At 37.3% G+C, this 23,302-nt stretch carries 21 protein-coding genes; 14 read left to right on the forward strand and 7 right to left on the reverse strand.

All coding sequences use genetic code 11. The features are described 5' to 3' along the window. The first annotated feature begins 20 nt into the window (after positions 1 to 20). The 3 genes from glnE (at position 21) to I8T81_RS02965 (ending at position 4,674) form a co-directional block, all read left to right on the forward strand. On the forward strand, positions 21 to 2,771 hold the full coding sequence (gene glnE / locus I8T81_RS02955; RefSeq protein ID WP_198072078.1) for a bifunctional [glutamate--ammonia ligase]-adenylyl-L-tyrosine phosphorylase/[glutamate--ammonia-ligase] adenylyltransferase: 2,751 nt from the start codon (positions 21 to 23) through the stop codon (positions 2,769 to 2,771). 24 nt (positions 2,772 to 2,795) lie between these two features. Further along, positions 2,796 to 3,722: a branched-chain amino acid transaminase gene (locus tag I8T81_RS02960; RefSeq protein WP_198072079.1), complete on the forward strand. Its 927-nt coding sequence runs from the start codon at positions 2,796 to 2,798 to the stop codon at positions 3,720 to 3,722. A gap of 67 nt (positions 3,723 to 3,789) precedes the next feature. Further along, positions 3,790 to 4,674 (forward strand): mitochondrial fission ELM1 family protein, encoded by an 885-nt coding sequence (locus I8T81_RS02965; RefSeq protein ID WP_198072080.1) that lies wholly within the window; start codon positions 3,790 to 3,792, stop codon positions 4,672 to 4,674. Here I8T81_RS02965 and I8T81_RS02970 read toward each other — a convergent pair. Then, entirely contained in the window at positions 4,659 to 6,233 is a 1,575-nt protein-coding gene (locus tag I8T81_RS02970; protein WP_227501325.1) for a phosphoethanolamine transferase, read from the reverse strand. The two genes, I8T81_RS02965 and I8T81_RS02970, sit on opposite strands and share 16 nt — an antisense overlap. 125 nt (positions 6,234 to 6,358) lie before the next feature. On the opposite strand from I8T81_RS02970, the gene I8T81_RS02975 reads away from it, so the two are divergent. From I8T81_RS02975 to I8T81_RS02990, 4 genes are read left to right on the forward strand one after another with little or no spacing between them, the layout of a single operon-like run. Further along, complete coding sequence (locus I8T81_RS02975) at positions 6,359 to 7,387, forward strand: glycosyltransferase family protein (protein ID WP_191001110.1); 1,029 nt, start codon at positions 6,359 to 6,361, stop codon at positions 7,385 to 7,387. Then, positions 7,384 to 8,139: a polysaccharide deacetylase family protein gene (locus I8T81_RS02980; RefSeq protein WP_191001111.1), complete on the forward strand. Its 756-nt coding sequence runs from the start codon at positions 7,384 to 7,386 to the stop codon at positions 8,137 to 8,139. Before I8T81_RS02975 ends, I8T81_RS02980 begins: the two co-directional genes overlap by 4 nt. Continuing rightward, positions 8,136 to 8,900 carry a glycosyltransferase family 2 protein gene (locus I8T81_RS02985; RefSeq protein WP_191001112.1) on the forward strand — a complete coding sequence of 255 codons (765 nt, stop codon included), beginning with the start codon at positions 8,136 to 8,138 and terminating at the stop codon, positions 8,898 to 8,900. Before I8T81_RS02980 ends, I8T81_RS02985 begins: the two co-directional genes overlap by 4 nt. A gap of 11 nt (positions 8,901 to 8,911) precedes the next feature. Then, the gene (locus tag I8T81_RS02990) at positions 8,912 to 9,925 is read left to right on the forward strand and encodes a glycosyltransferase (RefSeq protein ID WP_198072081.1); all 1,014 of its coding nucleotides are present in this window, start codon (positions 8,912 to 8,914) and stop codon (positions 9,923 to 9,925) included. Here the strand turns inward: I8T81_RS02990 and I8T81_RS02995 are convergent. Beyond that, positions 9,922 to 10,809: a glucosamine inositolphosphorylceramide transferase family protein gene (locus I8T81_RS02995; RefSeq protein WP_198072082.1), complete on the reverse strand. Its 888-nt coding sequence runs from the start codon at positions 10,807 to 10,809 to the stop codon at positions 9,922 to 9,924. The genes I8T81_RS02990 and I8T81_RS02995 overlap by 4 nt on opposite strands. Before the next feature lie 84 nt (positions 10,810 to 10,893). On the opposite strand from I8T81_RS02995, the gene I8T81_RS03000 reads away from it, so the two are divergent. The 3 genes from I8T81_RS03000 (at position 10,894) to I8T81_RS03010 (ending at position 13,348) form a co-directional block, all read left to right on the forward strand. Next, a complete protein-coding gene (locus tag I8T81_RS03000; protein ID WP_198072083.1) occupies positions 10,894 to 11,658 on the forward strand; it encodes a glycosyltransferase family 25 protein in 765 nt (254 codons plus the stop codon). 80 nt (positions 11,659 to 11,738) lie between these two features. After that, on the forward strand, positions 11,739 to 12,581 hold the full coding sequence (locus tag I8T81_RS03005) for a glycosyltransferase family 2 protein (protein ID WP_227602149.1): 843 nt from the start codon (positions 11,739 to 11,741) through the stop codon (positions 12,579 to 12,581). Further along, entirely contained in the window at positions 12,575 to 13,348 is a 774-nt protein-coding gene (locus I8T81_RS03010) for a hypothetical protein (RefSeq protein WP_198072084.1), read from the forward strand. Before I8T81_RS03005 ends, I8T81_RS03010 begins: the two co-directional genes overlap by 7 nt. Before the next feature lie 35 nt (positions 13,349 to 13,383). On the opposite strand, the gene I8T81_RS03015 is transcribed toward I8T81_RS03010, so the two are convergent. Both I8T81_RS03015 and I8T81_RS03020 read right to left on the reverse strand, forming a co-directional pair. Beyond that, positions 13,384 to 14,121 (reverse strand): hypothetical protein, encoded by a 738-nt coding sequence (locus tag I8T81_RS03015; protein ID WP_191012152.1) that lies wholly within the window; start codon positions 14,119 to 14,121, stop codon positions 13,384 to 13,386. Between the two features lie 42 nt (positions 14,122 to 14,163). Further along, entirely contained in the window at positions 14,164 to 14,382 is a 219-nt protein-coding gene (locus I8T81_RS03020; RefSeq protein WP_077168757.1) for a hypothetical protein, read from the reverse strand. A 201-nt stretch (positions 14,383 to 14,583) separates the two neighbouring features. On the opposite strand from I8T81_RS03020, the gene I8T81_RS03025 reads away from it, so the two are divergent. Beyond that, positions 14,584 to 15,612, forward strand: a complete 1,029-nt coding sequence (locus I8T81_RS03025) for a stealth conserved region 3 domain-containing protein (RefSeq protein ID WP_198072085.1) — start codon at positions 14,584 to 14,586, stop codon at positions 15,610 to 15,612. A gap of 56 nt (positions 15,613 to 15,668) precedes the next feature. On the opposite strand, the gene aspS is transcribed toward I8T81_RS03025, so the two are convergent. Both aspS and I8T81_RS03035 read right to left on the reverse strand, forming a co-directional pair. Then, positions 15,669 to 17,453 carry an aspartate--tRNA ligase gene (aspS, locus tag I8T81_RS03030; RefSeq protein WP_198072086.1) on the reverse strand — a complete coding sequence of 595 codons (1,785 nt, stop codon included), beginning with the start codon at positions 17,451 to 17,453 and terminating at the stop codon, positions 15,669 to 15,671. A 169-nt stretch (positions 17,454 to 17,622) separates the two neighbouring features. Further along, positions 17,623 to 18,387, reverse strand: a complete 765-nt coding sequence (locus I8T81_RS03035; protein ID WP_198072087.1) for a DUF4184 family protein — start codon at positions 18,385 to 18,387, stop codon at positions 17,623 to 17,625. A 125-nt stretch (positions 18,388 to 18,512) separates the two neighbouring features. On the opposite strand from I8T81_RS03035, the gene znuD reads away from it, so the two are divergent. Beyond that, a complete protein-coding gene (gene znuD, locus I8T81_RS03040) occupies positions 18,513 to 20,513 on the forward strand; it encodes a zinc piracy TonB-dependent receptor ZnuD (protein ID WP_198072088.1) in 2,001 nt (666 codons plus the stop codon). A 73-nt stretch (positions 20,514 to 20,586) separates the two neighbouring features. Next, positions 20,587 to 22,050, forward strand: coding sequence for a phospholipase D family protein (locus I8T81_RS03045; RefSeq protein ID WP_198072089.1), 1,464 nt, complete (start codon positions 20,587 to 20,589; stop codon positions 22,048 to 22,050). 273 nt (positions 22,051 to 22,323) lie between these two features. Here I8T81_RS03045 and I8T81_RS03050 read toward each other — a convergent pair whose 3' ends face one another. Next, complete coding sequence (locus I8T81_RS03050) at positions 22,324 to 22,770, reverse strand: hypothetical protein (RefSeq protein ID WP_004705683.1); 447 nt, start codon at positions 22,768 to 22,770, stop codon at positions 22,324 to 22,326. Positions 22,771 to 22,933: 163 nt separating this feature from the next. Between I8T81_RS03050 and I8T81_RS03055 the strand changes: the two genes are divergently transcribed. After that, positions 22,934 to 23,296 (forward strand): RcnB family protein, encoded by a 363-nt coding sequence (locus tag I8T81_RS03055; RefSeq protein WP_198072090.1) that lies wholly within the window; start codon positions 22,934 to 22,936, stop codon positions 23,294 to 23,296. Positions 23,297 to 23,302: the final 6 nt, after the last annotated feature.

Consider the following 23,302-nt stretch of genomic DNA (forward strand, 5'->3'; position numbering starts at 1 on the left):
CGAGGAAAAGAGCTTTTTATATGAATGCGGAGCAGTTACAAAAAACATTGCGTGCTAGTCAGTACGCTGAACAAGTTTTAGGTTTGCATCAAGCTGTTTTAGAACAAGATTATCAAATAGATCAATTTGCTGTACCGCTCTCGACCGAACAGATTTATCAATTTGTCCAAACTACATTAAATGGAATTGCCGACGAAATATCTTGGATGCGTGGATTACGCATTTTACGTAGTCGTTTAATGTTTCGTTGGATTTGGCAGGATGCCAATCAGCTTACCGATGTTGTGACACTCACTCGTGAACTTTCTGACTTTGCTGATGCCAGTATTTGTGCAGCAAAAGACTTTGCACGTGTTGCACTTGTGGCGAAACATGGTGAACCTGTGGGCTACTCTGGCAAAGTTCAAGATTTAATTGTGGTTGCTATGGGGAAGCTTGGGGCGCAAGAGCTTAACTTATCGAGTGATATTGACCTGATTTTTGCCTTTGATGAACAAGGTGAAACCAATGGCCGAAAATGCATAGATGTACAGCAGTTCTGTATTTTATGGGGACAAAAACTTATTTATTTGCTTGAGCATATTACTGCCGATGGTTTTGTGTTTCGAGTTGATATGCGCTTACGTCCTTGGGGCGATGGCTCGGCATTAGCGATTAGTCATGCCGCTTTAGAAAAGTATTTAAGTCAGCATGGTCGTGAGTGGGAACGCTATGCGTGGATTAAAGCCCGTGTTGTGACTGGTGGCAAAGAAGGACAAGACTTGTTAGAGATGACACGTCCTTTTGTATTCCGCCGTTATGTCGATTACACCGCTTTTGCCGCTATGCGTGATATGAAAGCCATGATTGAGCGTGAAGTCCTGCGCCGACATATTGAAGATGATATTAAGCTCGGGGCGGGGGGGATTCGCGAAATTGAGTTCATTGTTCAGGTCTTCCAGCTTATTTACGGCGGTTCTAAACGCGAGTTACAAGATCGTCAGTGCTTAGTCAGTCTAGAGCACATTGGCGAAGCAGGCTTGTTAGAAAAGCAGGCGGTATTCGAGCTTAAAGATGCTTACTTGTTTTTACGACGTGTTGAACACGCGATTCAAGCGCTCAATGACCAGCAAACTCAGCTATTGCCAGAAGAAGTGGAGTTAAGACAACGCATTATAGATACCTTAGGTTTTGTTAGCTGGAATGAATTTATTAATGTTCTTGACGAGAAACGTCAAAAAGTTAAAGTTCAATTTAAACAACTGATTGAGGATACAAGTTCTAATGCTGCAACTGAAAATTTTGGTCAGTTAGAACAACAGCTAGATGAAGTGCTAGATGATAATGCGAAAAATTTGATTCATGAATTTTGGCATGGACATGCACTTAAAAAACTTCCTTCAAATGCGGTGCAGCGTTTAAAAACGTTCTGGCCTCACTTGATTGAAGCGATCTTGCAGTCAGATCAACCGCAAACTGCACTGTTACGTTTAATGCCGCTCATTGAATCGGTGATGCGTCGAACCGTGTATTTGGTAATGCTGATTGAAAGTAAAGGGGCATTGCAACGCTTAGTGAAAATGGCGACGGTAAGCCCGTGGATTTGTGAAGAACTAACGCAATATCCAGTGCTGCTGGATGAGTTTTTATCGATGGATTTTGAGTTGCCAAAACGTAAGGACTTGGAAGACTCATTACGCCAGCAGTTACTTCGTATTGAAATTGATCAAGTCGAAGACCAAATGCGAGTACTTCGCCTATTTAAAAAGAGCAACGTGCTCACAGTTGCTGCAAGTGATGTATTAGCTGAAAGCCCTCTTATGAAGGTATCTGATGCACTAACCGATATTGCTGAAGTGAGTGTTAATGCAACCCTACATTTAGCTTATCAAACTGTGGCGAAGCGCCATGGTTACCCAAAGGATGTTGAAGGAAAGCGCTGCTCACTCGACTACAAAGCCTTTGCTGTCATTGGTTATGGTAAAGTGGGTGGCATTGAACTGGGCTATGGTTCTGACTTAGACCTTGTCTTTATCCATTATCTAGATGAACAAGCTGACACCGATGGAACGAAGTCAATTAGTGGCTTTGAGTTTGCTATGCGTGTTGCTCAAAAGTTCATGTCCCTCATGACCACTCAAACGCTTGATGGTCGTGTCTATGAAATTGATACACGCTTAAGACCTTCTGGTGAGGCTGGTTTATTAGTGACCAGTCTGAAAGCCTATGAACATTATCAGTTGAAAAGTGCATGGCTTTGGGAGCACCAAGCACTCGTTCGAGCACGCTCTATCGCTGGTGATGAAACGCTTTGCCAAAAATTTGAAATATTTCGCCGCGAGATATTGACTCAATCTAGAGATGAGGCTTATGTTCGTGAGGAAGTGTTGAAAATGCGTCAGAAAATGAAGGACCATCTAGGTTCGTCTTCTGAACAAAAAAAACATGGTATTTTTCATTTAAAACAGGACGCAGGTGGTATCGTAGATATCGAATTTATGGCACAGTATGCTGTACTTGCATGGAGCGGGACGAAACCCGATCTCGCCCATTATTCTGATAATGTAAGAATATTAGAAGATGCTGCTAAAGCAGACTGCTTATCCAGTGAAGATGCCACAGCATTAATTCGAGCCTATCTTAGTGAACGTGCCGAAAGCCACCGCTTAGCCCTTGCAAATCAATCCATGCAAGTCAGCGCAGCGGACTGGCGTAGTACCCGTGCGGTCGTTTGCAATTTATGGCAAAGATTAATAGACCCAACCGCCTCGGTTGAGTTGGATAGTGAATGATTTTATAACAATTTGGAGTGTTCCATGAATTTGGCTGATCGTGATGGTTTTATTTGGCAAGATGGAAATTTAATTGATTGGCGTGATGCAAAGATTCACGTTTTAACCCATACACTACACTACAGTATGGGCGTATTTGAGGGTGTTCGTGCTTATGAAACGCCTAAAGGTACTGCCATTTTCCGTCTTCAAGACCACACAAAACGTTTGTTAAATTCAGCAAAAATTTATCAAATGAAAGTGCCGTATGATCAAGCAACGCTTGAACAAGCACAAATTGATGTTGTTCGTGAAAATAAATTAGCTTCTTGCTATTTACGCCCATTAATCTGGATCGGTTCAGAGAAATTAGGTATTGCAGCAACAAATAATACCATTCATGCCGCTGTTGCTGCATGGGCGTGGGGTGCATACCTTGGTGATGAAGCGATGGCTAAAGGTATTCGCGTTAAAACTTCATCATTTACTCACCATCATCCAAACGTGACTATGTGTAAAGCAAAAGCATCTGGTAACTACACGTTGTCAATTCTTGCTCACCAAGAAGTTGCACACTCTGGTTACGATGAAGCAATGCTCATGGACCCACAAGGTTATGTATGTCAAGGTTCAGGTGAAAACGTATTCTTGATTAAAGATGGCGTTTTACACACTCCAGATATCGCTGGCGGTGCACTTGACGGTATTACACGTCAAACTGTGATGACAATCGCTAGAGATCTTGGTTACCAAGTTGTTGAGCGCCGTATTACACGTGACGAATTCTATATCGCAGACGAAGCATTCTTCACAGGTACTGCTGCTGAAGTAACGCCAATTCGTGAATATGATGACCGTCCAATCGGTTCGGGTAGCCGTGGCCCAATTACCACTGAAATCCAAAAAACTTACTTTGATGCAGTTCAGGGTAGAAATCCGAAATATGAACACTGGTTAACTTACGTAAAATAAGTTAATCCGTTAACATAAAAAGGCGAACATTGGTTTCGCCTTTTTATTTTTGGGTTAGGGAGCTTTTATGCATATTGTCTATGTCTCTGATGGTAAAGCAGGGCATCGTTCACAGGCTTTGGGTTTATTTCAGGCGATGCAGAGACAACAGGCAAATGCAACTTTTGAAGAAGTCTCTATTAATGACTTGCCTATTTTTTCTCTAATCAAAGCGCTTTTCTCTTCAAAAAATACTTTATTTGAACAAGCACCCGATTTTATATTTGGAGTCGGAAGCCATACTCACTTTCGTGTCTGGTTGCTAGGCAAAATTTTTAAAAAGGCCAAGACCGTTATTTTAATGAAGCCGAATTTACCTATTGCTTGGTTTGACGATGCCGTAATTCCCGAGCACGATGGTATTCCAGCAAATAGCCGCGTTATTGTTACTCGTGGTGCATTAAATCCAATTCGTAATGAAAACCGCCATCAAAAAGCCAGAATTTTAATTGCATTGGGTGGTTCATCTAAACGACATCAATGGAACCAAGAAAAAGTATTATTGAGTGTTCAACAAATAGTTGAGCATAATCCAGATTCTGAAATTATTTTAACGACCTCACGTCGTACCCCTGCGGAATTTATCGACATTTTAAGACAGCAAAGCTTCGCCAAGTATTTACAGATATGTCCAGTTGAGCAAACCCCTCAAGGTTGGATTTTTGAGGAAATGCAAAAAGCAGAAGCGGTGTGGGTGACAGAAGATAGTGTTTCTATGATTTATGAGGCACTTACAGCAGGTTGCCGAGTCGGTGTGATTGCAATGGATAGAATTAAACAAGACCGTATTACCAATTCGGTTGATGTGCTGCTAGAGAAAAAGTTTATAGCGAATGTATCTGACATAAACTTGCTTCCTGAAGGACAGCTCCTACAGGAAGCGGATCGGGTCGTGCATCAGCTCACTAAATGACATTGGCTATCGTCATGACCTTTATCATAGTTGACCGTTTCTGATGTTGCTAAAATTTCTCTTGGATATGTTTTGAACTTTGCATTAAATAATGATCTGTCTTGAGAAATATTTTTACAGTGAATCCCTCGCATATCTAAAACTGTAGGTAATATATTAATTGAACTTATAGGATTGCTTTGTTCTTTAGAAAGAGTACTCGCCATTTCTGGATGATGTTGCTTCCAAGAGTTTGAACTCCACATAATTAAAGGGACATCAAAATTATTTTTCATGTCTAAATGCAGTGAGCTATTTTCTTTACATTCTCCAAGGTTTAATCCATGGTCAGATGTATAAATTAAGTTGGCATCTAGATTAGTTGCTTTTAATTTTTGAATGACTTCGTTGAGCAAGTAATCTGTATAAAGTACTGTATTGTCATAGGTATCTTTAAATTTATTAAATTGCGGTGGATAGCGTTTTGTAAAATCTGCATGTGAGCCGTAAAGGTGTAAAACAATGAATTTATGATGTTTTTTCTCTGCTAAAGCTCGGTCAAATGATTTGAGTAGCTCTTCATCGTAATGCGTTTCAAGTGATGCTGAATATGAATGTTGCGTCAAAAATTGGGTTTCTTGAGCAGAAGATGCATAGGCTGAGACAAGAGAATCATATTCTCCATATTGAGCTTGTGCGCTAAACCAATAAGTTTTGTAGCCTGCTGCATTGAACGCATTTACAATAGAAGGACTTAAATTATCAGTTCCGTTGAGCTTTCCTGTTAGTAAGGTTGGTACAGACTTACTGGTCATATAAGAACCTGAAATCGTATTATTAAATAACCATAAATCTTTCTTATATTTTGCTAGATATGGTGTTGTATTATTTTTGGTATAGCCAAATAAACTTAAACGATCGCGTCGAGCACTTTCCCCAATAACCAATACTGTAATGGTAGGTCGAGTTTCTTTAACTTGTGTGCACTCAATTTCGTTTTGTGTGGCTATGAAGTCTTTTACACGATTTACTTCAAGGCTCGCTGCTGGTAAACCGAGCACTAAATTTAAAGGATAAGATTGTTTAAAATGACGATATACATTTAGGAAACCTTGCTGATGATCAGGTGCTTTAAGGTAGCGTTGAATTGGCGAAAAAATAAGACATAAAGCTAAAATACGTACCCATATTGGAGTGTTTAGTCTTTGATTTGGAATAAAATGATAAAAGAAAGCCAAAGGAATGATATAGGCAATAATCAAACCAATTGCTAAAGGAATATCTAGTGTCGATAAATAGACTCTACCTTCAGTTGTGGAGCTTCCCAAAATTGTGAGCCATACTGAAATTTCAGTTGGGGCGTTATAGGTAATTTCGTAATAAAGTGCAAAAGGAGTTAGAAGGTAAATAGGTAAGCTAAGCCAGAAAAAACGGCGGTAGTGATAAATTAAAAAAACGAAAAAAATAAGCGGATATAAGGCTTTGAAAAAACCATCACTGGAAATAATGAATGATGGAACAAGCAGCATAAAGCAATAAATAAAGAACCATAACTTTCCTGTTTTGAATCGAAAAATCACGCTAAGCTGTTCCAAGTGTAAAAGCGCGATATCATCCTATATTTCGCTAACAGGGTCTACATAAATTCAGGCATGATATAATATTTTAGTTCATCTCCAGAATTGATGGAATTATAGAGTTTAGAATGAAAATATTGCATATCGCAAATTTTGGCTTTAATAAACAAGGCGCACATTTTTACTGCACAGATCGTAAAATTTCTGCCGGATTAATTGAAAATGGCCATTTTGTTTATGATTTTAGCTTTCGTGATATGGCACGAATGGGGACGATTTTTAAAACAAAAAAATTGGGTGCTAATTGGGCCAATAAAGAAGTATTAAAAGTCGTAAATAACATTGAGCCTGATTTGGTACTTATAGGTCATAGTGATTTGATGAGTCCAGATGTCCTAAGACAAATCAAAGAAGCTTATCCAAATACTAAAATTGCATTTTGGTATGTTGATCCGCTTTATTTAGAGAGCAAACTTGGTTTTGTCAAAGCATTCTCTCCGTATTTAGATGCTATTTTCTGTACAACTGGTGGTGAGTATCTACAGAAGTTAAAGCAGCCACATTTAAGCGTAGCTTATTTACCTAATGTTGGTCATCGTAATGTAGAAATTCTGCAACAGTTTTCAAACGCTAAGATTGATAAGACATTTATCTTCTGTGGTGTGGTTTATAAAGAACCTGAGCGTGAAAAGTTCTTAAAAGATTTGGCAGATGCTCTACAACAAGGTCATGTAAACTATCAATATTATGGTTGTTTTGAGCAACCTGGCGTTTACGGGAAAGCTTATTATAAGGTTTTGTCTGAAACAAAAATGGGACTTAATTACTCACGCCGTAATGACGTAACCTTGTATAGTTCTGACCGTATTGTACAGCTGACTGGTAATGGTTTACTCACCTTTAGTCCAAGAATTCCTGGTTTTGAGAAACTCTATACTGAGCAGGAAGTGGTTTACTTTGATGATCAATTTGATTTGGCTAAGAAGATCCAATTCTTTGATCAAAACCCAGATCAGGCTGAAAAAATAGCGAAAGAGGGCTGGGAGAAAACACGTAGGTCTTTCAATGCTAAACGCATTACCCAGTATATGGTTGAAGTGACATTTAAGCAGCCCCTTTCAGAAGATTATGAATGGTCACATGAGGTTTATGCATGATGTGGTTTTTGTACGTTGCGGTAGGCCTACTAGCACTTGCTGCACTGTTATATGTGCTGGGTAATTACACTTTCTGGCTTCCGTTTCGTTCGAACAAACTACCACGCATTGTGATGTTGCATCAGGTTACGCCTAAAGATGTAGCCTCTGGTATGAACATGCCTCCTGAAAAGTTTGAACAACTCTTACAGTTGTTGACACGTAAAGGGGCTATCTTCTGTTTTGTCTCTGAGCTTGAACAATACCGTAATCAAAAGAATGTCGTTGCTTTAAGTTTTGATGATGGTTTTATGGATAATTATCTTTATGCCTATCCATTACTTAAAAAATATAATGCAAAGGCAACCATTTATTTGGCGACGCAAATTGAAGGAATCGAAAAGCTAACTCATGAGCAAATCCATGAAATGGCGAATTCTGGTTTGATTGAATTTGGTGCGCATACCCAACATCATGTGAACTTACTTAAGCTTGACGATCAAACCGCTTTTGACGAAATGCTTCAGTCTAAACAAGATGTTGAAGCATTAGTTGGGAAGTGCCCGAGCTTTGCTTATCCATTTGGTCGATTTAACGAAAAGCACCAAAAAATGGCTCAAGAGATTGGCTTTAAAAATGCTGTATCGACTCGTAAAAAAATCGAAGCTTACGAAGTAGTTAATCAATTTAATATTCCACGTGTCAGCACGCATGGTGCCATGAATGCTTTACAGATGCGTATCGCCCTTGCTAAAGGACGTTATAAGTTATGAATAAAATTCCATGTAGTGTCTATATTGTTACTTTGGACTGTGGTGCTTGGTTAGAACGAACTTTGCAAAGTGTCAGTGATTTCGATGAAGTTATTATTTTAGACTCTGGGAGTACTGATAATACTTATGAAATTGCAGAGAGCTTTGAAAATACGCAAATTTCTCATCAAGACTGGCAAGGTTATGCTGGACAAAAAAGTTTGGCTTTAGCAAAATGCCGAAATGATTGGGTACTTAATCTAGATGGCGACGAAGTCTTATCTAATGAGTTAAAACAAGAAATTGTTGAGACCATTCAGCAAGATAAACTTGATGCATTAATCACACCGATTAATGATGTGTTTTTAGGTGTTCCCAACAGCAAACATACTAAGAAACATGCAAAGGTGCGGTTTTTCCGTAAATCTAAAGGGCATTATGACCTTGCTAATAAAGTTCATGAAAACGTGATCGTAGATGGTGAATCTCAGCGTGCTCAACATGATATTTACCATTATGGCGAGTCGAGCATTTTCGTTAAAGTCGAAAAAAATAACCAATATTCCAACCTCAAAGCATTAGAGAAATACCAAAAGGGTAAGTCTCCAAGTGTTGCTAAATTAGTTCTGGTAATGCCAGTGACTTTTCTGAAGTCTTATTTTATTCGCCGTAGTTTCTTAAATGGTTGGCGTGGTTTCGTAAATAGTATGATTAACGCGTTTTATGCTTTTCTAAAAGAAGCCAAACTGTTTGAACAGACTATGAATAAAGATAAAAAATAAGTAGGTAAGCGATGAAGATTGTTCAGATTATGGCAACAGATGGTGGAAAAATCGGTGGATTAGAAAAGCATACTTTTCAACTCTGCGCAGAATTATCACAAAAGCAAGAAGTCCATTTACTTTTGGACTTAAACTATCGAAATGCAATACCTCAATTAGAACATCTTCATTGTCATTATTTTGATTTTTCTAAAGGAAGAATGAATATCAGTCTTCTTTATTCACTTTTTAAAGAAATTAAAAAAATTGCACCTGATATTATTCATGCTCAAGGTGGAAAAGCATCAAAAATGTTGAGTTTTCTTCTGCCCTTTTTAAAAGTACCAAGTGTGGCAACCATTCATGGTATGAAAAATAACATGCGTAGTTATCATCATTTTAATGAGGTCATTACTGTAAGTCAGGCTGTTGCAGATAAAGTTAGTGAATATCGATCAGTTCATGTTGTTTATAATGGTGTTGCTCAGGAAAAAAGATTGAGTGCTGATATACCTAGAACAACTCTAAAAAAAGCTATCGCAATTGGCCGATTAGATCCAGTAAAAGGCTTTGATCGACTTATAGAAGCATGGCAAGGTTTGGAGATACACCTAGAAATATTAGGTGAGGGGCCCGAGCATGAACGTTTAAGTCAGTTAATTCAAGATCTGCATTTGCAGGATAAAATTAAATTAGTGGGTTATCAGCAAGACATTTATCCGTATTTGGCAGCAAGTGATTTAGTGGTGGTATCTTCCTTGAGAGAAGGAGGTCCATTAATTGTTGCGGAAGCATTATTGGTACATAAACCTGTAATTGCCACTGATGTGGGGATGGTAAGAGAATTTATTCCAGAAAAATATATTGCAAAAGATAATACTGCATTGGAACTTAAAAAGTTAATTGAAATTGCTAGTGAAAACTTTGAGCATATTCATTATGAGTTTAAGCCTGCGTTTGATAAAGCAGAAGCTGAATTATCTTTAAATGCAATGGTTAATAAAACACTAGATATTTATAAATTAGCGTTGCGACAACAACGCTAATTATCTTTTTGGGTCAAACGGATTGCATCCACAACAACAAAATTGGAATGTACATCAATAGTGTGACATCCATCATCTTCTTTGTTCCATTCAGGATATATTGTTTCGTACAGTCTTTCCTCATATTCTTTCGGACTTAATTTTATGATTTCTTTAAGCTCAATATGTCCACCATAACGCTTTAAAGAGTCTTGACTTGGACGAACCAGTTTATTCCGATAGAAAAAAGGTTTTCCAGCCATCCTATATTGAATTTTTCCTTTACATACTGGGTTCATTGGGTGTTCTTGCCAGTTTGGATTTAAGATATCTTCAGTAAAGAATAGATCTAAACGGTCACCAAATTTCTTACAATCGCGACGTGTTGAGGTAAAAAGATACCATAAGCCTTCATGATAAAAAGGTGTGCTATCGACTGCTTCAATATTTTCAATAAGGTTCGAATGCTTTTCCCATTTCAGCGGAAAATCAGTACATTTCCACAGTTCGATGGTTTTGTTGCTAAAAGTTTCTGGCACCATGTACCAAGTGTTATCTATTTTAAATACACAAGGATAGGATAGGTGATAGTCGAGCTTTAAAATAGCTTCAGGCGATGTGTATGTACCGTCTTTAAAGACTTCTAAAACAGAAAGAAAGCCTACAGGATGTTCATCGTTAACTTCTTCAAAAAAAATGAAATGACGGCCATTTTCATAAGCATAAAAGCTATCTGCAAATGTAAACTTTTTAGGAGAGTGAATCTCAAATAGAGAATTTAATTGTTCAAGTGCTGTAAAGGGTTGTTCTAACCAGCCAAAACGCATATACCAATGAGAATCATAAGATTTTGCTTTTTTTGCTTGTTGGTATTTGTACCATTTTTTTTGGATTGAACGAATCATGACTATACAAGAAATAAAAAAGATATATTAACTCTATTTTACATTAGATATCATATTTGCTGTTTAAAAGGGGGAAGTTGCTTAATGAAGATTTATGTTGTGAGTATTGAAGAGGAAAAGTCACCTCGATTAAGTAAATTCTTCAGTCAAAATTTTTTTGAGCAAGGAAATTTACCTATAACGAGAGTAGGTATTAAAGGAGGCAACCTTTCAGCAAAAGAATATTTTGAAAAAGCTGTGAAGGGCCGTGAAATTCCCTTAACTCCAGGTGAACTAGGCTGTACTTTATCCCATCTACAAGCACTTCAACTCTTTTTGGATACTGATGACCAGTATGCTCTAATTTTAGAAGATGATGCTATTTTCCCAAGTGATCTTACTTATGAAGTATTAGAAAAACAAATAGAAAGTGCTGATTTACCACGCAAAACATTATTAAGCTTGGGTGGGATACAAATGAAAGAGTCACGGAAAGTACGAGGAAATTTTAAAGAGGAGAATTTTCTGGGGAAAAGGATTCTTGAGGTTATTCCTGACTATTTTCATCGTGTAAATTATGCGATGGCTTATATTGTTGATCGTGATATGGCGAAAGTACTTTTAGCTTATCATCAGCCTTTACGTCGGGCTGACGATTGGAGTTACCTCTTTGATTTTGATAGTCATGTTCATCTTTTAATGACATATATTGTTGATCATCCAATCATTCAAAAGGGTGAAGAAAATCAAGAGTTAAGTGCCATTGAAGCTGAACGAGTCGATGTAACTAGTTTAAAGAGAAGTAAGTATGGAACAGGCATTCGACGTAATCTAGCTAAATTGTTTAGCCAGCTTTATCCAAATAAGTAATAAAATGAATCTGCGAAGATTTTTTATTGAATTAAAGCTTAATTTTATATTTTTTACTCAGTAGTTTATTGGGGGGCGTTATGCCAAAAGTTGTAATGGTTGTTGTGTTGTATAATAAAATGTTAAGAGAATCTTCAACTTTACAGAGTTTGCTTTCCTTTACTCATTCTTTAGATCATTTAGTTATTGTAAATAATGGACCAAAAAACATAATTTTAGATGATTTCTTTGAAAATTTAAGAGATAAACATTTAAAAGTTACTTTAGAAAATCATTTACAAAACAAACCTTTAAGTTGGATTTATAATGATCTTATAGAAGGAAATGACGCTGATTATTATGTGTTGTTCGATGATGATACAATAATAAATGCAGAATATGAAAAGCATCTATTTGAAACACTAAATGATATTGATATCGAATTTCCTAAAATATATGCAAGAGTAGAACATATTCAACATTTTCCTATGGTAAATAATAAATTATTGACAAATAGTGATGAGCTTAAAAATGTTGAATCTATTTTTTCAGTTGGTTCAGGTTTGATTTTATCAAAAAACATAAAAAATATTTTTATCGAAAAATTCGGTTCTGTTTTTGATCCACACTTTGCTTTTTATGGCGTTGATTCAACTTTTTTCATTCGATTAAATAATTTATTAAAACAAGGTGAAAAGTTTAAGTTTTCATGTAGAACATATTTAAAACATGGTTTGTCCCTAACCGAAGAAGAATTAACTGATTGGAGAAAAAAAGAGTTTATTTATGAGAATACTCTTAAAGTAAAATATTATAGTGGTAGTGTCTTGATGGCTAAATTAAAGTTTATACGATTGATGTATCGTAAGTTAAGCCATTTTGAATTCCGAGATTTAAAACTTGTTATTCAGACCTTTGTAAAAGGAAAACATCCACGATGTTAAAAAAACAAGAAAGCTCAGAGAAAATTATTGCTTTAGTTTACGGTATATATATTAATTCATCAGTAAACTGGAAAAAAATTCTGTATAGACAAATTTTAGATATAAAAAAATTAGGAATTTTGGACCTTTCAGATATTTATTTAATTGTTTCAAATCCAGAGTCTGTTCCTCAAGTAGAGAGCTATCTTAGACAATTCGATTTTAAAAATATTATTATTTATACTGAAAATAAATATGAATATTATGCGCTGCATTTTATTTGGGAATTATCTCGGCAGGAAAATTCATATAAGTACATGATTTACATGCATACCAAAGGAATGAGTTATGCAAAAAAGAGGAGAAATAAAACTGAAGAAATTTTGACGTACTATACTCTCAAATTTTGGAAAGATTATTTGGCTATTTTTGATGAGCATCATCATATAAATAAAATTGGAATTTTACCCGGTGAAGGATCTGGATTTGGTGATGAACAGCAAAAATATAGAAATTTAAAGGGATGGATTTGGTTTAATTTTTGGTGGGCACGTAAATCCTATATCGCGACCTTATCTGAACCGATAGAAACCAGCGATCGCTATTATTATGAATATTGGTTAGGATTGCAGGATACGAATTGTAATCAGAACGATACCTATTCAATGTATGCGCATCAGGTCCGATTTTTTAAATCTGAGGTTGCAGAGAATATTTTGATGGAACTTTATGAAGAAAAACGTTGCAGATTTACACTACAATCTTTGCTACAACGTTTCTTAAATTAGATTTATACAATTATGCATTTAAAAACATCAAAATTTTAGAATAATCTTGAATACCATTTACGCTTTTTCTTTGGTTCGTAAATATAAGATGGCTTTTCTAGACTCATACAGTTATTAAACGCTGAAATATCAAGTGTATTATTAATGAGCTCATCACAACGTTTAACGAAAAGTTCTATATTTTCAGCAGTGCGGCTTTGGAATAAATGGTAAACCTGATCAGCAAATACTGTACCTATGCCATAATAACCATAACTTGCTAGTGCCCAACAACCTTCACTTGGTGCTTTTTCATAGCGTGTTGGAAACAATGTATGATAGGGAATTCTTTTTTCTTCAGCAGCAAATGCAAGAGCTTCTGCAACATCTCCATGTTTATTAGGCATAAAAGAGGGACGCCCAAGTTTTTCATAACATGTTTTAGTAATAAAGAAAAAAGCAGGAGATGCAAAAATATGTGTTGCATTGCCTATATGATTCGAGACTTGAGCACACCCTAAAAACGTATCATTTTTAATAACATACTCAATTGCACTCAAAACAATATCGATGTTCAATGGGATAAGATCTGGTTCAATAATTGCAATAACTTCAGCCTGAGCTGTTGCCATAACTTCATCAAGCCATTGGCCATGCGGAATATTCTTTTGAGTATATTGAACATTTAGGCCTAAATGGGACATAACACTTTTATGAGCCTGTAAAATTTCAGGGCTAAAGTTATCCCAATGAAATGAATGGAACTCAGTTTGTTTCAGTAAATTATGATTCATGTTCATTATATTAAAATTAGAGATCCATTAAATAAATAGAAATTACTGTTTATCCGCATTTCCTTTAAGCACCATATAAATGAGTGCAACAAAAATAAGTAATGCACCTACTAGGCTACTTACGCAGAAATAAAGGATACGTTGGTTCGTTGTTAAATTGAATAATTCATGAGAAAGGATATAGCGCATAAAAAACCACTGCGCAAGAGAGAATACAATCACGACTAAAGCATGTCGACGAACTTCAGGACGCATTGCCATAATCAAATACCACGGGGAGAAAAGAGCAGTTATTATGCCACTTGCCTACTAGCATCTCAATAGAATCTGAATCGATGGGATTGTTTAGAAAAAATTAAAATATGGATGAATTATGAATTTTTATTAACATTAATAAATAGCAAAATCCCTTTTGTTTACTAATACTTTCATTACCTTGTTTATTTTGGCTTGGGGAGAATAATGCAGCCTATTGATTTCGTAATGATTTGGGTAGACTCAACTGATACTAGATGGCAGCAAGATTACGCATATTATAAATTAAAAGAAGTAAATAAACAGGCTACAGAACTCAGTGATGAGTGCCGTTATCGCGATTGGAACAATCTTCATTTTTGGTTTAGATCTGTTGAAAAATTTTGTCCGTGGGTCAGAAAAATTCATCTTGTGACATGTGGTCATTTCCCTGAATTCTTAGTCAAAAGTCATCCCAAGTTAAATTTAGTTACCCATAATCAAATTATAGAATCAAACTGTTTACCTACATTTAACTCTCATGCTATAGAAATTAATATCCATAAAATAGAAGGGCTTGCAGAGCAATTTGTCTACTTTAATGATGATACTTTTATTAATAGACCTTTAGAGCCAGAATTTTTCTTTCAGAGTGGACTACCTTGTGATGGTATTCGACTACAGCCGTTGATGGTAGTAGGGGAGGAAAATTTTTTAGGCGCTGTTGCTTTGACTGATGTTGCAATTATTAATAAATATTTTGATAAGAGAAAACTATTTCGAAAAAATCCTTACGCTCTTTTTAATCATCGATATTCCATAAGCAACAATTGGGATAATTTTTTAAGTTTATATAACCGAAAATTCTCAAGCTTTTATAGTACTCATTTACCTCAGCCATTTTTGAAGTCGGTTTTTGAAGAGGTTTGGGAAAAAGAAGAAAACTATTTGAGAGAAGTATCAAGTCATCGCTTTAGACAACCTTTAGATGTTAACCAATATTTGTTTAGGCTTTGGCAGTTATGTTCTAATCGTTTTTGTCCTGTAAATATCTTTGAGCGCGGACAAAACTTTAATTTAAGATTGCAAAATCTCTCTGAAATTAATTATGTGATTAAGAATGAACAATTTCCACAAATTTGTCTAAATGATGATGAGCATGTGGTTGATTTTGAAAAATTAAAATTAGAAATTATTAAAATTTTTGAACAAAAATTTAATACAGTCTCAAGTTTTGAAAAAGAAATATCCCATTGAAACTACTTAATAAAAAACCCTGCTTAAGCAGGGTTTTTATTTAAAAAATCTAAAAATTATTTAGATTCTTCAGCTTTTGGCTTTTCACGTAAACGAATGCCCAAGTCACGAAGCTGGTTAGCTTCAACTGGAGCAGGTGCTTGAGTAAGTGGACATTCAGCAGTTTTCGTTTTAGGGAATGCAATAACGTCACGAATAGACGTCGCGCCAGTCATTAACATTACTAAACGGTCAAGACCAAATGCCAGACCACCGTGAGGAGGAGCACCGTAACGAAGTGCGTTAAGCAAGAAGCTGAATTTCTCTTCCGCTTCTTCATCAGAAATACCAAGCGCTTCAAAAATCGCTTTTTGCATTTCTAATGTATAAATACGTAGAGAACCACCACCAACTTCAGTACCGTTCAATACCATGTCATAAGCAACAGAAAGTGCTTCACCTGGATTGTTCTTCACTTCTTCTACGCTTGATTTTGGTAGAGTGAATGGATGGTGAACAGAAGTCCATTTGCCATCGTCAGTTTCTTCAAACATTGGGAAGTCAACAACCCAAAGTGGAGCCCACTCACAAGTTGCAAGATTCAAGTCGTGACCAATCTTGACACGAAGTGCGCCCATTGCATCATTTACAACTTTAGCTTTATCAGCACCGAAGAATACGATATCGCCATCTTGCGCACCAACACGTTCCAACAATTCAAGTACGATTGGTTCAATGAATTTCACGATTGGAGATTGAAGACCTTCAATTCCTTTCGCGAGCTCATTAACTTTGATGTAAGCCAAACCTTTTGCACCATAGATGCCAACGAATTTGGTGTATTCATCAATTGCACTACGTGGCAATGATGCTGCACCTGGAACACGTAAGGCAACAATACGGCCTTTAGGATCTTTTGCAGGGCCAGCAAATACTTTGAACTCAACTTCTTGCATTAAGTCTGCAACGTCAACGAGTTTCAACGGAATACGCAAATCTGGTTTGTCAGATGCATAGTCACGCATAGCTTCGCTATATGGCATACGGCGGAATTTTTCAAATTTTACGCCAAGCAAGTCGTTAAATAGTTTAACAGTCATGCCTTCCATCAAATCCATGATTTCATCGTCATTTAAGAACGATGTTTCAATGTCGATTTGAGTGAATTCTGGCTGACGGTCAGCACGTAAGTCTTCATCACGGAAACATTTCGCGATTTGGTAGTAACGATCGATACCACCCACCATCAATAATTGTTTAAACAATTGCGGTGATTGTGGAAGTGCGTAGAAGCTACCATTTTGTACACGACTTGGTACTAAATAGTCACGTGCACCTTCAGGAGTTGCACGAGTTAAAATTGGAGTTTCAACGTCTAAGAAACCGTGATCGTCTAAATAGTTACGGATCAAGTTTGTTACTTTAGAACGGAAACGTAAACGATCTAGCATTTCTGGACGACGGATGTCTAAGAAACGATATTTTAAACGGTGTTCTTCAGACACGTTAATCGTGTCATCATTTAACGGGAATGGCGGAGTTTCAGAAGCAGCAAGAACTTCGATTTCTTTGCCTAACACTTCGATTTGACCACTCACCATATTTGGGTTTTCAGTACCTTCATAACGGCGACGAACACGACCTGTAATTTTTAATACATATTCAGAACGTGCTTTATCTGCAGTTGCAAATGCTTCTGGAGTATCTGGGTCAATAACCACTTGAACGAGACCATCACGGTCACGCATATCAAGGAAAATAACACCGCCATGGTCACGGCGACGATGTACCCAACCGCATAATGTAACGGTTTGGTCGATTTGGGCTTCAGTTAAAGAGCCGCAGTAATGAGTTCGCATCATGATGAAGATTATCCAAACTATATTGGCTGAAAAGACGGATGCGTAAACCGCGCACCGTCAAAAAAGTAAGTTTTCGATTATGCCCTGTTGAATGGCATGCGACAAGAACTAGATCAAAAAACAGCTATAATTTAGCTAAAAATGAGCAATTTGGCAGCAAGTTTACCCATTAGCCCATTCTTTGTTGCTGATCTAAAAACAAGAATAATAAGCATCCTAAACTGAAAGTACTTAACCAGCCTTGCATGAACTCATTAATAGATCGACCTGTAAAATAATAGGTGTCGGTATGCCAGACCTCATGAGGAATGTAACGGGCATAATCCCAAAAAGAAAATAAGCCCAAAAGGGTGGATAAAATAAACAATGACCATGCAAAAATTTTAATTTTATGACTTATTTTCCAGTGCTGTTTATGTTTTTGATAGTAATGAATACTCATCCAACCTAAAAAAGGTAGTGCCAGTGCAGAAGAACCGAGCTGAAGAAGGCGATGCAAAGGATACGGGCGGCCAAAGAAGTGAACCGTTTGGGATAAAAAATCTTGAAAGATAAACGTTCTAAAGTCAGAGTGGGTAAGACCATCCCAAATGAGATGAGTGGCAATACCGATAATGAGCGCGAATACAACTCCAATAAAAAAGTATATAAAACGTTTAATAGAGTCTAATTTCAAATCATGTTGAATGCCAAAAAAACGGTAAACCGCAGGCCTATATAGAACATACCAAACTGCACAAAAGACAAGACCTAATGCAAGGTTGGGATAAATTAGACCTTTCCATTGGTGCGTTAGCATGCTGGACTGAACTGTAAATAAGCGATAAAGATCAGGTGTCATACTGCCAATCGCTAAGGCGGCAATAGGTAGAGTATTTCTGCTTAATTTGGCAATTGGTGGTGCAATAACAGCATGAGAGATTGTAAAAGGCATTGGAAACGGACGCTTCTCACATCATCAAAAACAACGAGTCTAACGAAACATAACTTCGACTAATGTTTTTTATTGCAAAACGTTTGGAATGTTATAATATAACAAAAAAATACGGGTCATTCATTATGCAGCTCAAAACACAGCTTTTTGTTCTCTCATTATTATCATTTTCTATTCAGCAAGTGATGGCAGCGGATGAGATAAATACCAAGGAAGAGCAACCTGCCGAATTGGCAACAATTAAGGTTAAGGCAGAACCAGTTAACAACACGTCTTTGGCGGAAGGGGCAACAAGTATTGGTAATGCCTTAAATGGTCAGGCCGGAGTTTATGCGGCTCAATATACAGGTGGGGTGAGCCGTCCAGTCATACGTGGTCAAGATGGTACACGCGTCAAAATTGTACAAAATGGTGGCGATGTAATGGATGTTTCATCTGTATCGCCAGACCATGCTGTTACTGTTGATCCAAACTCTGCTCAAGACATCCAGATATTAAATGGCACTGAAGCATTATTATATGGTGCAGGTTCAGTTGGGGGATTGGTAAATGTTGTTGATGAAAAAATTCCAACAGCTATGCCAGATAAGGGTTACCAAGGTAAAGCCGGTGTTCGCTATAACTCGGGTAGTGACGAGTTGCTTTATTCGGGACAAACAACAGTCGGTTTAGGTGACCATGTTGCGCTACGTGTTGGTGGTTTAAAGCGCGATGCGAATGACTATATCTTGCCTAAAGATTTGCAAACAGACGAGCGTCGTCAAGATAGTACTTTTGCCGATTCTAAAAATTATAATGCTGGACTGTCTTGGATTGGAGACCGCGGCTTTATTGGCGCTTCATTTAGCCAACGTCATGATCAATATGGCATTCCTGCTGAGAATGAGCTTTTTGGTTCATGTGAGCGTGATGGCTTGCATCTTGTGTGCGGTTCAGATGATCCAACCGATCATGGGCATGACCACGAACATGATGCTTCATGGATTAATCTCAAAGAAAAGCGTTATGACTTAAAAGGTGAGTTAAAAGATCCATTTGCAGGTTTTGCTAAAGTTGCAGCGCAAGCAAGCTATACAGATTATCAGCATGAAGAAATGCATGGTAGTGAGGTAGGAACAACTTTTAAAAGCAAAGGTGTAGACAGCCGAGTTACGTTAGAAAATAATGCTTGGGCAGGTTGGACAGGACAGATTGGCGCGCAATATACCCAACAAAAACTAAATATTGTTGGTGATGAGTCGATTATGGGCCCAAGTAAAACCCAACGTTATAGTGTATTTGGTTTGCAACAAAAACAAATCAATAACGTCAATCTTGCAGTTTCTTCACGTGTTGACCACCAAACTATCGACATTGAGTCAGATCAAAAGAATTACACGGGTACTGGATATTCGGTTGCTGGTACTGCAAACTGGGAATTTATTCCGCAATACAAATTGTCCTTCACTACGTCACATCAAGAGCGTTTACCATTTGCCCAAGAGTTGTATTCAGACGGTGTACATATGGCGACCAATACCTATGAGTTGGGTAATGATGACCTGAAGAAAGAACGCTCAAATAATGTCGAGTTGGGTTTACACTTTGATAATGACCTTTTGAAATACAATGTAAGCGTTTTCCACAACCGTTTTGATAATTTTATTTATGCCAATACCTTAGATGAATTCCAAGGATTCCGCCTCATTGAATATAGTCAAGATGCAGCAAAGTTTTATGGTGTCGATGCTGACCTAAGCTATCAAATTTCGCCTGTATATAATTTAGGGTTATTTGGTGACTATGTCCGTGGCAAAATTGATAATGAAAATGCACCGCGTATTCCTGGTGGACGTTTAGGTACTAAAGTCAAAGCCGATTTTGGTGATGGTTGGGATGGTTCTGCCGAGTATTATCATGTATTTAAACAAGATGATATTGCGAATTATGAAACCAAAGGGCAGAGCTATAACATGCTGAACTTGGGCGTTGGATATAATGGTAAATATAGCAACATTGGTGATTACCGAGTGTTCTTGAATGCCAATAACTTGTTAGATAGTAAAATTTATCAGCATGAGTCTTTCCTCGCAAATGTTCCACAAGTCGGACGTAATTTTACTGTAGGTGTAAACTTTAGTTTCTAAGGCTAACACGAAACTAAACTTGAAAAATCAAGCTAAAAGACCTAATTTGAAATGATCAAGTTAGGTCTTTTTTATGCGTATTTTTCAGCGAATTCATCAAAAAATAAATTGGTCAGGGCGTCGTTATATGGCGGTATTACTTTGCGTTGTTGCTATTGCATATGTTGCATCGGCAATTTACCACACAGTAAAACCATTACCACAGGGCATTAACTTTAGTGGCAAGCTTAGACATGCCGATGTCAAATTTTTAGCAGATAAAACCTATCTGGATGCCAATGGTCAGCAGAAGCTTGATCAGCATATTTTTGATGAAATCTTGAAAATGATTGATGAGGCAAAGACCACTATTGTGGTCGATATGTTCTTATTCAATTCAGAGGTGGGGGATTCAAAAATAAAGCAAAGACCATTGATGCAAGAGTTAACCGATGCATTAGTGAGTAAGAAAAGACAAAACCGTCAAATTCAAATTGTACTAATTACTGACCCCATTAACTCAGTTTATGGTGGTTTAAGCCCTGAGCATTATCGTCAGTTACGTCAAGCTGGGGTTGATGTTATCGAAACGAATCTGATCCCTTTACGTGCATCTAATCCACTTTGGTCAGGGTTTTGGTATATCTGTTGTCAGAGTGTTAGAAATAACCCTGAAAAGGGCTGGTTACCTAACCCATTTGGTAATGAAAAAATTACGCTACGAAGTTATCTCAACTTATTTAATTTTAAAGCCAATCACCGTAAAACATTAGTTGTTGATACCGATGCTGGCTGGAAATCATTGGTTACGTCAGCAAATCCACACGATGGTAGTTCTAGACACTCTAATGTGGGGTTGGTTGTAACAGGAGCCACGGCTTCTGATGTTCTCCAGACAGAGGCTGCTGTTGCACAAATGTCTGGAAGTAGTTCACCCTCACTGATTTTAGGTGACTTTGAAAAAGATATAACCAAACCTCAAGTTCAAGTGTTAACGGAAGGTGCAATCTATGAATCTGTGCTGAAATTAATTAACTCGGCTAAACCGAAAGAGCATATTGATTTAAGTATGTTTTATTTGTCTGAACGTAAGATTATTCAAGCTCTAAAAAATGCACAAGCACGAGGTGTGATTGTTCGTGTTTTACTTGATCCAAATAAAGATGCATTTGGAAGACAAAAGAATGGTATTCCAAACCGTCAGGTTGCTTCAGAACTACATGCTGTAGGTATTCCAATCCGTTGGTGTGATACGCACGGTGAGCAGAACCATAGCAAAATGATCTTGAAATATAATGCCCAACACGCTGAGTTGATCGTAGGATCTGCCAATTTCACTGCTCGTAATTTAAAAAATTACAACCTTGAAACGGATATGCTGGTTATAGGCAAAGTTCAAGATCAAGTCTTTAAAGATGCTCAGGGTTACTTCAATACTTCATGGTCAAACTTGCAAGGGAAACAAATGAGTGTGGATTACGCGAAGTATGCCGACGAGTCTAAAGTGAAGTATTGGATTTATCGTTTTATGGAATGGTCAGGGTTATCGACTTTCTAATTCTATTTTTTTATATAAATGTTGAGGTGATATGTTCACCACGGAGTCTTGCTTAGTTTGGTTCTAAACTTGGAATTTATTCGTTGCCGTGATTTTGTACAAAATTGGCAAGATGATTGGCGACATGGATGTTGCCGTTCCACTGTGTTGCAGGGAAACAACATCAGTGAAACAAAGGTTTTTGTCACTTTTGACCTTTCAAAAGTGAGGCATTAGCCTATACAAAAGATATTTGAACATCACTGTAAGTAAAGGCTGTGCCATAAGTCCGATTTAAGGCGCTGGCGGAATCAATTGATCCAAAGCCTTATCATCTAACTTTTCTATTTCACTCAAATCAGTCTTAATTTTCCACTGTGACTCATCATCAACCGGATTTGGTAAACGTGCCTCAAGCCAATCACAAACCACGTCAGGATTAAACTCAGGGTGATTACACTGAATAATCCACGATAAAAAATCTTTGGCTTCACCATTCATATAAGGTGGTGGTGAAACAGGAAAGAATAATGTTGGTAGACGTTCATTCGTCGAGAGATAATTTAAAACATGGCCGAGTTCTTGTACGGTTTGCCATGCAAGTGGGTGTTCTACATCAATACTGAACTTAAACCACCAAGCGTGTTCGCCATCTGCTCCATGAGCCATAATACGGGCTTCTTGTACACTTGGAACTTTGCAGAAAAATTGATGAAGACGTTCAAAACTGATTTCAGACACAGCAATTGACCTAGCTTGGAAAATGCTAATGGTAGCATAGATACAGATTCTTCATATTTTCTTTATAGTCATTACAAACAATATCAATCAAGCCTGTTTTATTCATGGTTTCTCCTTGACTCTCTTTTAATCTAGCTCTATATCAAGACAAAAGGGATGCACCATGAAAAAGCCAATCGTTCTTGTACTTTCAACTTTAATGTTGGGTATATCTGCTACTGCGATGGCGGATTCAAATAATCGCTGGGATAATTATCACGGCAACGATAATCGACATTATGATCAGCGTTACGACCATCGCGATGAACATAGAGGACCGGGTTGGGTCAAAGCAAACCGTGGTGGTGAATATGTCGTAGTCAAGCGAGGGGAGCGTATTCCTGTAGAATACCGTGATCACCGTTACTTTGTTTCAGACTGGCACGCACATCGTTTATATGAGCCACCACGTGGGTATCACTGGGTGAAAACGCCGAATCAATATTTATTAGTTGATTCACATCACCAAGTTTATCGTGTGCGTTAAGTGTAA

It is taken from the genome of Acinetobacter seifertii (genome assembly GCF_016064815.1).
In the GTDB taxonomy this organism is placed as follows: Bacteria; Pseudomonadota; Gammaproteobacteria; order Pseudomonadales; family Moraxellaceae; genus Acinetobacter; species Acinetobacter seifertii.

Coding starts and splice junctions, on each gene's coding strand:
- I8T81_RS03045 (WP_198072089.1), top strand. CDS start 20,587: ATGCGTATTTTTCAGCGAATTCATCAAAAAATAAATTGGTCAGGGCGT.
- I8T81_RS03000 (WP_198072083.1), top strand. CDS start 10,894: ATGAAGATTTATGTTGTGAGTATTGAAGAGGAAAAGTCACCTCGATTA.
- I8T81_RS02960 (WP_198072079.1), top strand. CDS start 2,796: ATGAATTTGGCTGATCGTGATGGTTTTATTTGGCAAGATGGAAATTTA.
- I8T81_RS02985 (WP_191001112.1), top strand. CDS start 8,136: ATGAATAAAATTCCATGTAGTGTCTATATTGTTACTTTGGACTGTGGT.
- I8T81_RS02980 (WP_191001111.1), top strand. CDS start 7,384: ATGATGTGGTTTTTGTACGTTGCGGTAGGCCTACTAGCACTTGCTGCA.
- I8T81_RS02975 (WP_191001110.1), top strand. CDS start 6,359: ATGAAAATATTGCATATCGCAAATTTTGGCTTTAATAAACAAGGCGCA.
- I8T81_RS03020 (WP_077168757.1), bottom strand. CDS start 14,382: ATGGCAATGCGTCCTGAAGTTCGTCGACATGCTTTAGTCGTGATTGTA.
- I8T81_RS03025 (WP_198072085.1), top strand. CDS start 14,584: ATGCAGCCTATTGATTTCGTAATGATTTGGGTAGACTCAACTGATACT.
- I8T81_RS02990 (WP_198072081.1), top strand. CDS start 8,912: ATGAAGATTGTTCAGATTATGGCAACAGATGGTGGAAAAATCGGTGGA.
- I8T81_RS02995 (WP_198072082.1), bottom strand. CDS start 10,809: ATGATTCGTTCAATCCAAAAAAAATGGTACAAATACCAACAAGCAAAA.
- aspS (WP_198072086.1), bottom strand. CDS start 17,453: ATGATGCGAACTCATTACTGCGGCTCTTTAACTGAAGCCCAAATCGAC.
- I8T81_RS03055 (WP_198072090.1), top strand. CDS start 22,934: ATGAAAAAGCCAATCGTTCTTGTACTTTCAACTTTAATGTTGGGTATA.
- znuD (WP_198072088.1), top strand. CDS start 18,513: ATGCAGCTCAAAACACAGCTTTTTGTTCTCTCATTATTATCATTTTCT.
- glnE (WP_198072078.1), top strand. CDS start 21: ATGAATGCGGAGCAGTTACAAAAAACATTGCGTGCTAGTCAGTACGCT.
- I8T81_RS03035 (WP_198072087.1), bottom strand. CDS start 18,387: ATGCCTTTTACAATCTCTCATGCTGTTATTGCACCACCAATTGCCAAA.
- I8T81_RS03005 (WP_227602149.1), top strand. CDS start 11,739: ATGCCAAAAGTTGTAATGGTTGTTGTGTTGTATAATAAAATGTTAAGA.
- I8T81_RS03010 (WP_198072084.1), top strand. CDS start 12,575: ATGTTAAAAAAACAAGAAAGCTCAGAGAAAATTATTGCTTTAGTTTAC.
- I8T81_RS03015 (WP_191012152.1), bottom strand. CDS start 14,121: ATGAATCATAATTTACTGAAACAAACTGAGTTCCATTCATTTCATTGG.
- I8T81_RS02965 (WP_198072080.1), top strand. CDS start 3,790: ATGCATATTGTCTATGTCTCTGATGGTAAAGCAGGGCATCGTTCACAG.